The 13,195-nt window shown below is 70.4% G+C and carries 14 protein-coding genes; 5 read left to right on the top strand and 9 right to left on the bottom strand.

Translation table 11 applies throughout. The features are described 5' to 3' along the window. Positions 1–54: 54 nt before the first annotated feature. Genes ABLE68_RS09060 through ABLE68_RS09050 form a run of 3 tightly spaced genes read right to left on the bottom strand, consistent with a single transcriptional unit; the run spans position 55 to position 3,962 of the window. Positions 55–1,800 carry a DEAD/DEAH box helicase gene (locus ABLE68_RS09060; RefSeq protein WP_348870989.1) on the bottom strand — a complete coding sequence of 582 codons (1,746 nt, stop codon included), beginning with the start codon at positions 1,798–1,800 and terminating at the stop codon, positions 55–57. 58 nt (positions 1,801–1,858) lie between these two features. Next, the gene (glmS, locus tag ABLE68_RS09055) at positions 1,859–3,679 is read right to left on the bottom strand and encodes a glutamine--fructose-6-phosphate transaminase (isomerizing) (RefSeq protein WP_348870988.1); all 1,821 of its coding nucleotides are present in this window, start codon (positions 3,677–3,679) and stop codon (positions 1,859–1,861) included. Between the two features lie 13 nt (positions 3,680–3,692). After that, entirely contained in the window at positions 3,693–3,962 is a 270-nt protein-coding gene (locus ABLE68_RS09050) for a hypothetical protein (protein WP_348870987.1), read from the bottom strand. A 269-nt stretch (positions 3,963–4,231) separates the two neighbouring features. Between ABLE68_RS09050 and ABLE68_RS09045 the strand changes: the two genes are divergently transcribed. The 5 genes from ABLE68_RS09045 (at position 4,232) to ABLE68_RS09025 (ending at position 7,482) form a co-directional block, all read left to right on the top strand. Then, entirely contained in the window at positions 4,232–4,369 is a 138-nt protein-coding gene (locus ABLE68_RS09045) for a hypothetical protein (RefSeq protein ID WP_348870986.1), read from the top strand. Between the two features lie 156 nt (positions 4,370–4,525). Then, positions 4,526–5,125 (top strand): YceI family protein, encoded by a 600-nt coding sequence (locus ABLE68_RS09040; RefSeq protein ID WP_348870985.1) that lies wholly within the window; start codon positions 4,526–4,528, stop codon positions 5,123–5,125. 101 nt (positions 5,126–5,226) lie between these two features. Further along, entirely contained in the window at positions 5,227–6,129 is a 903-nt protein-coding gene (locus tag ABLE68_RS09035; protein WP_348870984.1) for a GNAT family N-acetyltransferase, read from the top strand. Positions 6,130–6,139: 10 nt separating this feature from the next. Continuing rightward, positions 6,140–7,105 carry an LLM class flavin-dependent oxidoreductase gene (locus ABLE68_RS09030; protein ID WP_348870983.1) on the top strand — a complete coding sequence of 322 codons (966 nt, stop codon included), beginning with the start codon at positions 6,140–6,142 and terminating at the stop codon, positions 7,103–7,105. A gap of 47 nt (positions 7,106–7,152) precedes the next feature. Continuing rightward, positions 7,153–7,482: a hypothetical protein gene (locus ABLE68_RS09025; protein ID WP_348870982.1), complete on the top strand. Its 330-nt coding sequence runs from the start codon at positions 7,153–7,155 to the stop codon at positions 7,480–7,482. On the opposite strand, the gene ABLE68_RS09020 is transcribed toward ABLE68_RS09025, so the two are convergent. Genes ABLE68_RS09020 through ABLE68_RS08995 form a run of 6 tightly spaced genes read right to left on the bottom strand, consistent with a single transcriptional unit; the run spans position 7,479 to position 13,137 of the window. After that, positions 7,479–8,063 carry a hypothetical protein gene (locus tag ABLE68_RS09020; RefSeq protein ID WP_348870981.1) on the bottom strand — a complete coding sequence of 195 codons (585 nt, stop codon included), beginning with the start codon at positions 8,061–8,063 and terminating at the stop codon, positions 7,479–7,481. The two genes, ABLE68_RS09025 and ABLE68_RS09020, sit on opposite strands and share 4 nt — an antisense overlap. Then, on the bottom strand, positions 8,060–9,277 hold the full coding sequence (locus tag ABLE68_RS09015) for an acyl-CoA dehydrogenase family protein (protein ID WP_348870980.1): 1,218 nt from the start codon (positions 9,275–9,277) through the stop codon (positions 8,060–8,062). Before ABLE68_RS09015 ends, ABLE68_RS09020 begins: the two co-directional genes overlap by 4 nt. A gap of 22 nt (positions 9,278–9,299) precedes the next feature. After that, positions 9,300–10,943 carry a monocarboxylate uptake permease MctP gene (mctP, locus tag ABLE68_RS09010; RefSeq protein WP_348870979.1) on the bottom strand — a complete coding sequence of 548 codons (1,644 nt, stop codon included), beginning with the start codon at positions 10,941–10,943 and terminating at the stop codon, positions 9,300–9,302. Beyond that, positions 10,940–11,218: a DUF3311 domain-containing protein gene (locus ABLE68_RS09005; protein WP_348870978.1), complete on the bottom strand. Its 279-nt coding sequence runs from the start codon at positions 11,216–11,218 to the stop codon at positions 10,940–10,942. Before ABLE68_RS09005 ends, mctP (ABLE68_RS09010) begins: the two co-directional genes overlap by 4 nt. A gap of 27 nt (positions 11,219–11,245) precedes the next feature. Further along, complete coding sequence (gene mctP / locus ABLE68_RS09000) at positions 11,246–12,889, bottom strand: monocarboxylate uptake permease MctP (protein WP_348870977.1); 1,644 nt, start codon at positions 12,887–12,889, stop codon at positions 11,246–11,248. Then, positions 12,886–13,137, bottom strand: a complete 252-nt coding sequence (locus ABLE68_RS08995; RefSeq protein WP_348870976.1) for a DUF3311 domain-containing protein — start codon at positions 13,135–13,137, stop codon at positions 12,886–12,888. The genes mctP (ABLE68_RS09000) and ABLE68_RS08995 overlap by 4 nt, the downstream gene beginning before the upstream one ends. Between the last annotated feature and the right edge of the window lie 58 nt (positions 13,138–13,195).

Below are 13,195 nucleotides of genomic sequence, written 5' to 3'. Positions count from 1 at the left end.
TTCTACCAGGAGCCACCCACGGAGCAGGTCACCAGGCAGATCGGACCGGCCAGGTCAGTGCTTGGTGCGCGGCTTCTTCCGCTCGCCCGCGTCGTGGCCACGGCTCGGCGCACCGCTGTCCGGAGCCAGCTCGATCAGCTTGCCGGAGATCCGGGTGCCGCGGAGCTTGTCCCAGGCACCACCCGGCAGGTCGGCCGGCAGCTCGACCAGCGAGTGGTCGGCGCGGATGTCGATGTGGCCGAAGTCCTGGCGGGAGAGCCCACCCTCGTTGGCGATCGCGCCGACGATCTGGCGCGGCTCGACCTTGTGCCGCTTGCCCACCGCGATCCGGTACGTCGCCATCGGGACGTCGGTGCGACCGCGCGGCCGACGCTCGGGGCGGGAACCCCGGTCGCCGCGGTCGGGTCGGTCGGTGCGGGCCGGACGGTCGTCACGCGGCGGCCGGACCACCTCGTTCGGGTCGATCAGCAGCGGGGTGTCCCCCTGCGCGACGACGGCCAGCGCAGCGGCCACGTCCGCCTCGGGCACGTCGTGCTCGCGGACGTAATGGGCGACGATGTCGCGGAACGCCTCGATCCGGGTCGTCTGCTCCAGCGCCGCCGTGATCTGGTCGTCGAAGCGCGACAGCCGGGTGGCGTTGACGTCATCGGCGGTCGGCAGCTGCATCTGGGTCAGCGGCTGGCGGGTGGCCTTCTCGATGTGCTTGAGCAGGTAGCGCTCGCGGGGCGTCACGAAGGAGATCGCGTCGCCGCTGCGGCCGGCCCGGCCGGTGCGACCGATGCGGTGCACGTAGGACTCGGTGTCGGTGGGGATGTCGTAGTTGACGACGTGGCTGATCCGCTCGACGTCGAGACCACGGGCGGCGACATCGGTGGCGACCAGGATGTCGAGCTTGCCGGACTTGAGCTGGTTGACGGTCCGCTCGCGCTGGTTCTGCGCCACGTCGCCGTTGATGGCCATCGCGGAGAAGCCGCGGGCCCGCAGCTTCTCGGCCAGGGTCTCGGTCTCGTTCTTGGTGCGGACGAAGACGATCATGCCCTCGAAGTTCTCGACCTCGAGGATGCGCGTGAGCGCGTCCACCTTCTGCGGGTAGGACACGAGCAGGTAGCGCTGGGTGATGTTCGGCGCGGTCGAGGTCTTGCCCTTGACCGTGATCTCTTCGGGGTTGTTGAGGTACTGCTTCGAGATCCGGCGGATCTGGGCCGGCATCGTCGCGGAGAAGAGCGCGACGTTCTTGTCGTCGGGCGTGTCCGCGAGGATCGTCTCGACGTCGTCGGCGAAGCCCATGTTGAGCATCTCGTCGGCCTCGTCGAGGACCAGGAAGCGCAGCTCGGTGAGGTCGAGCGTGCCCTTCGCGAGGTGGTCCATGATCCGGCCGGGGGTGCCGACGACGATGTGGACGCCGCGGCGCAGCGCGCTGAGCTGGACGCCGTAGGCCTGGCCGCCGTAGACGGGCAGCACGTGCACGCCCTTCAGGTGGGCGGCGTAGCGCTCGAAGGCCTCGCAGACCTGGAGCGCGAGCTCACGGGTGGGGGCGAGGACCAGCGCCTGCGGCTTCTTCTGCGACAGGTCGAGGCGCGACAGGATCGGCAGCGCGAACGCCGCGGTCTTGCCGGTGCCGGTCTGCGCGAGGCCGACGACGTCGCGGCCGGCGAGCAGCGGCGGGATGGTCGCGGCCTGGATGGCGGAGGGCGTCTCGTAGCCGACATCGGCCAGCGCCTTCAGCACCTTGTCGTCGAGGCCGAGGTCGGCGAACGTCACCTCGGGGGCAGAAGTGTCGTCATGCTCGTCGTTGCTCACCCGTCAACGGTAGTGGCTCCGTCCAGCGACGCCACCTTCGTCGTCGCGGTGGGCTGGCTCACTCCACCGTCACGGACTTGGCCAGGTTGCGCGGCTTGTCGATGTCGTGGCCCAGCTCGAGGGCTGCGTGGTAGGCAAGCAGCTGCAGGGGGATGGTCAGCAGGATCGGGTCGAGCTCGCGCTCGTTGACGGGTACGTCGATGCGCGCGCAGTCGATCTCGCCGAGGTCGACACCCTCGTGGGAGATCACCACGAGCGGCCCCTTGCGGGCCGCGATCTCGTGCAGCGCGCCGACGTTGCGGTCGGTCAGCTCGTCGTCCGGCACGATCGCGACCGTCGGGACGGACTCCGAGATGAGCGCGAGCGGCCCGTGCTTGAGCTCCGAGGTCTGGTAGGCCTCGGCGTGCCGGTAGGAGATCTCCTTGAACTTCTGCGCGCCCTCGCGCGCGACGGGGAAGCCGCGCACCCGGCCCACGAAGAAGAGGCTCTCGGCGCCGGCGAGCCCGGCCGCGAGCCGGGCGATCTCGTCCTCGCGCTCGAGGATCTCGGCGATCTGGTCCGGCAGCCGGCTGAGCCCGGCGATCAGCCGACGCCCGTCGGCGATGGAGAGGTCGCGGACCCGGCCGAGCTGGAGGGCGAGCAGCGCGAAGCCGAGGAACATGTTGGTCAGCGCCTTCGTCGACGCGACCGCGACCTCCGGGCCGGCGTGCAGGTAGATGCCGCCGTCGACCTCGCGCGCGATCGCGCTGCCGACCACGTTGACCAGGCCGATCACCCGGCCGCCCTTGCGCCGGATCTCCTGCACGGCCAGCAGGGTGTCGATCGTCTCGCCCGACTGGCTGACCGCGACGTAGAGCGTGTCCGGCTCGATGATCGGGTTGCGGTAGCGGAACTCGCTGGCCGGCTCGGCGTCGGACGGAATCCGCGCGAGCTCCTCGATGAGCGAGGCACCCATCTGCCCGACGTAGTAGGCCGACCCGCAGCCGAGGATCTTCACCCGGCGGATCGCGCGGGTCTCGCGTGCGTCCATGTTCAGCCCGCCGAGGTGGGCCGTGCCGAAGCGCTCGTTGAGCCGCCCCTGCAGCATCCGTGCCGCCGTGGCGGGCTGCTCGACCATCTCCTTGTGCATGAAGGAGTCGTGCTCACCCGCGTCGTACGACGCCGGGTCGACGTCGACGGTGACGGCCGAGCGACTGACGCGCGCCAGCCCCTCGCCGTACGTCGTGAAGCCGCCGGCCGTGATCGTCGCCATCTCGCCGTCGTCGAGGTGGGCGATCGTGGTGGTGTGCCGGACGATGGCGGCCAGGTCGGAGGCGACGTACATCTCCTTCTCGCCGACGCCGATCAGCAGCGGGCTGCCGTTGCGGGCGACGACCAACCGGTCGGGGAAGTCGGCGTGCATGACGGCCAGGCCGTAGGTGCCCTCGATCGCGGCCAGCGCCTCGCTCACCTTGCCCTCGAGCGTCTCGGCGTCCGAACCCGCGACCAGGTGGGCGAGCACCTCGCTGTCGGTGTCGCTGGCCAGGTCGACGCCCTCGTCGGTCAGCCGCTTCCGCAGCGCCGCGGCGTTGTCGATGATCCCGTTGTGAACGATCGCGACCAGGCCCTTGCCGTCGGTGTGCGGGTGGGCGTTGACGTCGTTCGCGGGGCCGTGGGTCGCCCACCGCGTGTGGCCGATGCCGACCTTGCCGGCGAAGCGCTTCGGCAGCCCGTCCGCGAGGTCCCGCACCCGGCCGGCGCGCTTGGCGACCTTGATGCCGGTGCTGCCGAGCAGCGCCAGACCCGCCGAGTCGTAGCCGCGGTGCTCGAGGCGGGTGAGGCCCTCGAGCAGGATCGGGGCTGCCTGCTGGGTGCCGACGTAGCCGACGATTCCGCACATGGGGCGCTTCTCTCTATCCGTAGACCAGGCGCCGGAGCTGGCGCTCGGTGAGCTCGGGAGCGGCGACCACGCGGTCGGCCAGCTCCTCGGCGATCAGGGCGAAGATCTCGGCGTTCTTGGCGCCGTAGGTCTTCAGGTGGGCGTGCCTGCGCCGTACGTAGTCCTCCACGGGTTCGGCGTGGAAGGCGACGACGTCCTCGACGACACGAGCAGCCTCGGCGGTCGAGAGCCCCGTGCTGGCGGCGATCCGCTCCACCAGCTCGGGATCGGGTGACGTAGGCACGGCGAAGATCGTGCGCTCATCCGCCACATATCGCAACTTCCTGCCCGCAATCGGGCAGGAATCGTCGTATCGACGTCCTGGAAGTCGCCCGTTCGGAGCCCCGGTCTCATTCCCACCCGCCCCACCACGCCGACGGTGGAGGGCGATGCTCTCCCCAGCCCTCCCTACCGGGTCGAAATGGAGGGACAACATCGCGTTCGGCAGAAATGCAGACGGCCCGGTGGGGATGCGCTACTCTAGGTGAACAGGAAGTGAACGAAAGGCATCCCATGAGCGACAACAACATGACCAGCGGTCTCCTGCAGACCTGGGTGCCGGTCATCGACAGCCAGGGCCGCACCCACCTCGAGGCGCAGTGGACCGACGGTCCCGCCCCGACGCCCGTGCACATCACGCACGCCGCCTGACGCACCTTCAGACACCGCAGCCCCGCTGCTCCAGAGCCGCGATCCCGGTCCGGGATCGCGGCTCTGCGCATTTTTTCGCGACCCGGGAATGAATCGGACTACGGTCCGGTTCAAGGTGGTACAAGGTTCAACAACCACCCAGACCCAGGAGACACCATGTCGTTCTTCAACCGCCAGGCCGCCGAGCAGTTCGACGCCCCCACCGCCGCCGTCGAGGACATCTCCGGCGACTACACGATCGACCCGACCCACACCCGCCTCGGCTTCAGCACCCGCCACGCGATGGTGACCACGGTCCGCGGTCACTTCACCGAGTTCTCCGGCACCGCGCACGTCGACGCCGCCACCCCGGCCAACTCGAGCGTCTCGCTGACCATCCAGACCGCGAGCGTCGACACCGGTGTCGCCGACCGCGACGGCCACCTCCGCTCGGCCGACTTCTTCGACGCCGACAACAACAAGGAGATCACCTTCTCCTCGACCAAGGTCGAGCGCGACGGCGACGACTGGGTCATCACCGGCGACCTCGCGATCAAGGGCGTGTCCAAGCCGGTCACCATCACCTTCGAGCCCACCGGCTCGGCCCGCGACCCGTTCGGCAACCTGCGCATCGGGTTCGAGGGTGGCACCAGCATCAACCGCAAGGACTGGGGCCTGACCTGGAACGCTGCGCTCGAGACCGGCGGCGTCCTCGTCTCCGAGAAGATCAAGCTCGAGTTCGACATCTCCGCGATCCAGAACTCCGTCGAGGCCTGACGCACCCAGCACCACAGCACACGACGCCCGTCCCGGGTCCCGGGGCGGGCGTCGTCGTATTTCGTGAGCGCCGGAGCGACCGGTTCCTCCAGACTTGGTCCATGCCCGACATGTCGCTGCCCGCGGGACTGACCAGCCGTCCGCTGGTGATGTCCGACGCCCGTGCCGTCTTCGAGGTGATGGCCGCCCAGGAGGACCACGACACCGGAGAGATCGCGATCGAGGAGGCCGACATCGTCGGCGACTGGCAGCGCCCGTCGTACGACGTCTCCGCCGGGACGATCGGCGTCTTCGACGGCGACCGCCTGGTCGCCTACGCCGAGCTGATGGGCGGCAGCCGCGGCGACGCGGCCGTCCACCCCGACCACCGGGGTCGTGGCATCGGCACCGCTCTCGCCGGCTGGATGCAGCAGCGGACCCGGGACGCCGGCGGCACCGAGATCGGCATGCCGGTGCCGCAGGGCTCGGCCGGCGACCGGCTGCTCGACGCACTCGGCTACCGGGTGCGGTGGGAGTCGTGGGTGCTGCACCTGCCCGAGGGCGCGTCGGTCCCGGAGCGCGAGCTGCCCGCCGGCTACAGGCTGCGGGAGGCCACCCCGGACGACTACCCCGCCTGCTGGACCGTGCTCGAGGACGCCTTCCTCGAGTGGTCGGACCGTGAGCGGGAGCCCTATGACGACTTCCTGGCCCGCACCGTGCAGCGACCGGGTTTCGAGCCCTGGCACCTGCGCCTGGTGACCGACCCCGCCGGCGAGGTCGTCGCGGTGACCGTGGTGTTCCTCTTCGGGACCGAGGGCTACGTCGACCGGCTCGCCACCCGCAGCGACCAGCGCGGCCGCGGGATCGCCCAGGCGATGCTGGTCGACGCGTTCGAGGTCGCCGCCGCGCACGGCGCGACCTCCTCCGGGCTCAACACCGACTCACGCACCGGCGCGCTCGGTCTCTACGAGAAGGTCGGCATGCGGGTGCGTCAGACCTGGGTCAACCGGGCCATCACCGTGTAGAACACGTTCTATGCCTCGCACCCAGTTCGCCGTCCGCTACGACTTCCGCGCCCCGGGCGCCGACGCCGCCACCCGCCAGGAGATCTTCGGGCGAGCGGTCGAGCAGGCGGCGTACGTCGACCAGCACGGCCAGGACGCGCTGATGGTCTCCGAGCACCACGCCGCCGACGACGGCTACCTGCCGAGCCCGCTGTTGGTCGCGTCGGCGTTCGCGGCGGTGACGTCCCGGATCCCGATCTCGGTGTCGGCGCTGCTGGTCAACCTCTACGAGCCGGTCCGGCTGGCCGAGGACATCGCGGTGCTCGACCACCTGAGCAAGGGCCGGGTGAGCTACACGTTCGGGCTCGGCTACCGCCCGGTGGAGTACGAGCTCTACGCCCGGTCCTGGCCCACACGCGGCGCGGAGGTCGAGGCGCGCATCGGCCAGGTGCTCGACGCCTGGGCGGACGGGACCGTCACCCCCGCGCCGTACTCGCAGCCGCACCCCTTCCTCTTCTACGGCGGCGGCTCGCCGGCGGCGGCAAAGCGGGCCGGCCGGCTCGGGCTCAACTTCCAGCCCCAGCACGCCTCGCCCGAGCTCAAGGAGATCTACGACGAGACCTGCCGGGCCGCGGGTCGCGAGCCCGGCTTCGTGATGCAGGCGCCCGGCGGCGGGCCTGCGAACGTCTTCTGCGCCGAGCGGCCCGACGAGTTCTGGGAGCGCTACGGCCACCACCTGCTCGCGGACGCCATCGCCTACCAGGAGTGGCACGGCGAGGCCGGGTCGTACGTCGTCGACCACTCGAGGACGGTCGAGGAGATGCAGGCCGCCGGGGTGTACGTCGTCCACACGGCCGACGACCTCGTCGACCTGTGCCGCTCGGGCGAGGTCCGCCTGGTCACCAGCCACCCGGCCTGCGGCGGGCTGCCCGCCGACCCGTCGTGGGAGTCGCTGCGGCTGGTCTGCGAGACCGTGCTCCCCGCCGTCCGCGGCTAGTTCCGCAAAACCCGTCCTCCCGGGACCAACGCTCCTAACCTCGAGACATGCGCACCGTCCTCGCCCTCGCCGCTGTCGCGGCCACCTCGCTCTTCGGGCTCGGCACCGCGGCGTCGGCCACCGCCGCGACCGGTTGCCACGCCACGGCCCACGGTCTGACGATCAGCCACATCGAGACGCACGACGGACTGACCTGCGACCACGCGAGGACGGTCATCCACCACGCCCTGCGTGGGACCGAGCGCTCGATCGGCTGGACCTGCAGCAAGTACGGCAGCCACCACATCCCGTACAGCTGCTGGGCGACCAACCACAGCCACCACTGGGTGACGTTCTTCGTCGTGGTCGGCGACGGCACCGGTCCCGGCGGGTTCTAGGAGATCTCGACGGTCGTCACGACCGACGTCACCGACGGCCCCGGCGGGGTCGAGGAGAAGCCGAAGCGCGGCGCCGGGTGCACCGGCGCGAGCTGGCCGAGGTCGACGTCGTCGAAGGACCCGGTCATCGCCGCGACGTGGTGGTGGTCGGTCGCGCCGTACCACTCCCGCCGGTCCTGGCCTGCCGTGCCGCGGGTGCGCACGCCGCGCAGCACGACCCGGGCGACCGGGTCGGTGACGGCGCACCACGCCGGGCTCTCGGCGATCCGCCGTGGGACGAGGCGCAGCAGACGGCCGAGGCCGGTGCGACCGCCGACCTCGAGGTCGAGCTCGAGGGACGGAGACCTCACCACCCAGCCGTCGACCGTGATCGGCTCGATGCGCACCTCGTCGAACGTGTAGGTCGAGGCGACGAAGTCGGCGACCTCCTGCGTCGGGGCGAGCAGCACCCGGTGGCCGGCGCCGGTCTCCACCATGACGTCCGCGAAGGCGTCGTACGGCGACTCCGCCCACCGACCGACGACGACGCGGGTGCCGCTCGTCGACCCGACCCCGGCGATCGACCCGCGGAAGCGGATCACCTGATCGGCGCGCCCGAGATCGACCGCGCGATGACCAGACGCTGGATCTCGGAGGTGCCCTCGAAGATCGTGTAGATCTTGGCGTCGCGGGCGAATCGCTCGACGGGGTACTCCCGGGTGAAGCCGTTGCCACCCAGGATCTGCATGGCCTCCCCGGTCACCTTGACCGCGGTCTCACCGGCGAAGAGCTTCGACATCGAGCCCTCGGCCCGCTCGAACGTCTTGCCCTGCCGTGCCATCCAGGCGGCCCGCCACACCAGCAGCCGCGACGCCTCGATCGAGGTCGCCATGTCGGCGAGCTTGAAGGCGATGCCCTGGTTCTCGATGATCGCCTTGCCGAACTGCTCGCGCGTCTTCGCGTAGTCGAGGGCGACTTCGTACGCCGCGCGCGCGATGCCGATCGCCTGCGCTCCGACCGCGGGGCGGGTGCGCTCGAAGGTCGCCATCGACGCGTTGCCCCGGGCACCGCCGCCCTCGCGGGCGCGGGCGAGGCGGGCGTCGAGCTTCTCCTTGCCGCCGAGCAGGCAGCGGCCGGGCACGCGCACTTGGTCGAGCACGACCTCGGCGGTGTGGGACGCGCGGATCCCGTGCTTGTGGAACTTCTGGCCCTGCGCGAGCCCCTTGGTGCCGGGCGGCACCACGAAGCTGGCCTGACCACGCGTGCGGAGCTCCGGGTCGACGACCGCCGTCACGACGTGGACGTCGGCGATCCCGCCGTTGGTCGCCCAGGTCTTGGTGCCGTTGAGGACCCACTCGTCGGTGGCCTCGTCGTAGACGGCGCGGGTGCGCATCGCCCCCACGTCGGAGCCGGCGTCGGGCTCGGAGGAGCAGAAGGCGCCGAGCTTGAGGTCACCCGGGCTGCCGAACATCGCGGGCACCCACTCGGCGACCTGCTCGTCGGTGCCGTTGGCGCGGACGCCCGCCGCGGCGAGCGAGGTGCCGACGATCGAGAGCCCGATGCCGGCGTCGCCCCAGAAGAGCTCCTCCATGGTGATCGGGAAGCCGAAACCGGTCTCGTCCATGGCCTGGGCGACGATGAAGTCGACGGAGTAGAGGCCGGCCTTCGCCGCCTCCTCCACGACCGGCCAGGGGAACTCCTCCTTCTCGTCCCACTCCGCGGCAGCGGGGCGGACGACGTTGGCGGCGAAGTCGTGGACCCAGGCCTTGAGGTCGAGGTGGTCCTGGCCGAGGTCGAACGAGGGCTGTGTGGTCACGCGCCGAGGTTACCGGCCCGGGTCAGGCGTGCGCCGCCGTGCTCACGTCGAGCTCGGCGTCGACCCCGGGGTCGCCCACGTCGGCGTGGTAGTCCTGCGGCCGGGTCTGGTCCACGCCCCCATCGACGCCCGCAGCCCGGAGGACCACCGTCAGCACGGCAGCCACCAGCACGTTGGCGAGGAACGCGACGAGCGCGATGTAGACCTTGGTCTCCGTGCCGGGGAAGTCGACGAGCGGTCCGCCGAAGTGCGCCTGGACGGGTGAGGCGACGCCGTACGCCAGCCAGGTCCCCCAGGCCATGCCGACCGCCCAGCCGGCCATCAACGCCCAGCGGTGCATCCACCGGGTGTAGAGGCCGATCACGATGGCCGGCATCGTCTGGAGGATCCACACGCCCCCCAGCAGCTGGAGGTTGATCGCGAAGTCCTTCGAGAGGGCGAGCACGAAGACCAGCGCGCCGAACTTCACGACGAGGGAGACCAGCTTGCTCTGCGTGGCCTCCTGCTTCGGCGTGGCGTCGCGGTTGATGAAGGCCTTGTAGATGTTGCGGGTCCAGAGGTTGGCCGCGGCGATCGACATGATCGCGGCCGGCACCAGCGCACCGATCACGATCGCGGCGAAGGCGACGCCGGCGAACCACGGGCTGAACTCGTTCTCGAAGAGCTGCGGCACCGACTGCTGCGGGTTGTCGACCTTGACGCCGGCCGCGATGGCGACGAAGCCGAGCAGGGCCAGCAGCCCGAGCAGGAAGGAGTACGCCGGGAGCAGCGCGGCGTTGCGGCGGATCACCGACCGGTTCCGCGTCGACAGGACGCCGGTCACCGAGTGGGGGTACATGAACAGCGCGAGTGCCGAGCCGAGCGCGAGCGAGGCGTAGGCCCATTGCGCCGGGCCTGGCGGCATGATCGCCTTCGGCGTCGCCTGCCCGGCAGCGATCTTGTCGGCGTTGTCGGCGTTGAAGGCGTCGAAGCTGTCGCCGACCGAGCCGAAGACGTGCCCCCAACCGCCCAGCTGGTGGGGGATGTAGAGCACCGCCACGATGATCACGACGTAGATCAGCGCGTCCTTGACGAAGGCGATCAGCGCGGGGGCGCGGAGCCCGCTGGAGTAGGTGTAGGCGGCGAGGACGACGAACGCGATGAACAGCGGGATGTCCTTGACGATCCAGCTGCCGGTGGTCGACCCGATGCCCATCACCTGGAGCACCACCTGCATGCCGACCAGCTGGAGCGCGATGTAGGGCATCGTCGCGAGGATGCCGGTCACGGCGACGGCCAGCGCCAGGGACCGGCTGTCGTAGCGGCCCTGCACGAAGTCGGCCGGCGTCACGTAACCGTGCCGGTGGCTGACCGACCACAGGCGCGGCAGGAACATGAAGATCAGCGGGTAGACCACGATCGTGTACGGCACCGCGAAGAAGCCGACCGCGCTGCCGGCGTACAGCGTCGCCGGCACCGCGATGAAGGTGTACGCCGTGTAGATGTCGCCGCCGATCAGGAACCAGGCGATGAACGTGCCGAAGCCGCGACCTCCGAGGCCCCACTCGTCGAGGCTGTCGAGGTCCTTCGCGCGCCGCCAGCGCGCGGCCGCGAAGCCGAGCACCGTGACGACGAGGAAGAGGAAGATGAAGACGCCGAACACGACGCCGTCGACGTGGTCGATCACCGGTCGTCACCCGCCTTCCGGTCCGTGCCGGTGCCGTCCGGCACGGGCGGGAGGCCGTGGCGGACCCGGCCGTCCCGGTCAGCGACCTGGGCCAGGAGGAACGCCGACCCGGTGAGCACGACGGCCCCGACGATCAGCGCGAACTGGAACCAGAAGAAGAACGGGAACCCCCAGAGCTCGGGCGTGGCCCGGTCGTAGAGGGGGACCCACAGCGGCAGGATCACCGCGGGCGCGAGCAGCAGTCCGATCAGGACCCATCGTCCTCGTGACGACATGACGTACCTCCCGAGAAAAGGCAATCGTCAGGACGTACCCACTTCGACCTCTCCTACACGGGCCTCGACCCCGGGATCCCCTTCGTCGGCGTGGTAGTCCTGCGGGCGCGTCTGGTCGACCCCCTCCGCGACCTGGAGCGCACGGAGGACCACCGTGAGCACGACGGCGACCGCGATGTTGGCCAGGAACGCGACCAGGGCGATGTAGACCTTCGTCTCGGTGCCGGGGAAGAGCACGAGCGGTCCTCCGAAGTGCGCCTTCGTCGGCGACGCGACGCCGTACGCCAGCCAGGTGCCGTAGCCCATGCCGACCGCCCAGCCCACGAGCAGTGCGGTCCGGTGCAGCCAGCGCGTGTAGAGACCGACCACGATCGCCGGGAAGGTCTGCAGGATCCAGACGCCGCCGAGGAGCTGGAGGTTGATCGCGAAGTCCTTCGAGAGCGCGAGGACGAAGACGAGGGCACCGACCTTCACCAGGAGCGAGACGGCCTTGCTCTGCTGGGCCTCCTGCTTCGGCGTCGCGCCCCGGTTGATGAAGGCCTTGTAGATGTTGCGGGTCCACAGGTTCGCAGCCGCGATCGACATGATCGCCGCGGGCACCAGCGCACCGATCACGATCGCGGCGAAGGCCACCCCGGCGAACCACGGGCTGAACTGCTCCTCGAAGAGCTGCGGCACCGACTGCTGGGGGTTCGCCACCTTCACGCCGGCCGCGATCGCGACGAAGCCCAGCAGGGCGAGCAGGCCCAGGAGCACGGAGTACGCCGGGAGCAGCGCGGCGTTGCGGCGGATCACCGACCGGCTCCGGGTGGAGAGGACCCCGGTCACCGAGTGCGGGTACATGAAGAGCGCGAGCGCCGAGCCGAGGGCGAGCGAGGCGTAGGCCCACTGCGCGGTCTCGGGCGGGATCATGCCGCGGGGCTGGGCCTGGCCGGCCGCGATCGCGTCCGCGTTCTCCTTGTTGAACGACGCGAAGCTGTCGTTGGCGGCATCGAACACGTGGCCCCACCCGCCCAGCTGGTGGGGGATGTAGAGCACCGCCACGATGATCACGACGTAGATCAGGGTGTCCTTGACGAACGCGATCAGGGCCGGCGCGCGCATGCCCGCCGAGTAGGTGTAGGCGGCGAGGAACCCGAAGGCGATGAACAGCGGCAGGTCCTTCACGATCCAGCTGTCGCCGGGCGCGGTGACGCCCATGACCTCGAGCACGACCTGCATGCCGACGAGCTGCAGCGCGATGTAGGGCATCGTCGCGAGGATGCCGGTGAGCGCGACGGCCAGGGCGAGCGGTCGGCTGTCGTAGCGGCCCTGCACGAAGTCCGCGGGTGTCACGTAGCCGTGGCGGTGGCTCACGGACCAGAGCCGCGGCAGGAAGACGAAGATCATCGGGTAGGCGATGATCCCGTAGGGGATCGCGAAGAAGCCGACCACGCTGCCGGCGTACAACGTCGCGGGGACCGCGATGAAGGTGTACGCCGTGTAGAGGTCGCCGCCGATGAGGAACCAGGCGATGAAGGTGCCGAACCTCCGGCCACCCAGGCCCCACTCGTCCAGGCTGTCGAGCGTGGGGGCTCGCCGCCAGCGCGCCGCGGCGAAGCCGAGGACGGTGACGAGCAGGAACAGGAACACGAAGACGCCGAAGGCGACGCCGTTCACGCCGTCCGTCACTCCTGCTCCTCGGGCACGGGCGGAAGGCCGTGGGCGACGCGGTCCAGCCGGTGCACGCGGTTGCCCACGACGTAGGCCGCCGTCGTCAGCACGACCGCGACGCCGATGAGCAGGATCTGGAACCAGTAGAAGAAGGGGAAGCCCCACAGCTCGGGGGTCGCCCGGTCGTAGAGGGGGACCCACAGCGGCAGCACGACCGCGGGCGTCAGCAGGGCGATGATCAGGAGCCAGCCACGGGTGCGGGTCACGACGCCTCCGAGTTGCGGACGGAACGGCAGCAGACGAACCTCACCGGGCGAGACCGCA

This window comes from Nocardioides pollutisoli, assembly GCF_040045055.1.
Lineage (GTDB): Bacteria > Actinomycetota > Actinomycetes > Propionibacteriales > Nocardioidaceae > Nocardioides > Nocardioides tweenelious.
This window is presented reverse-complemented; position numbering and strand designations above follow the sequence as displayed.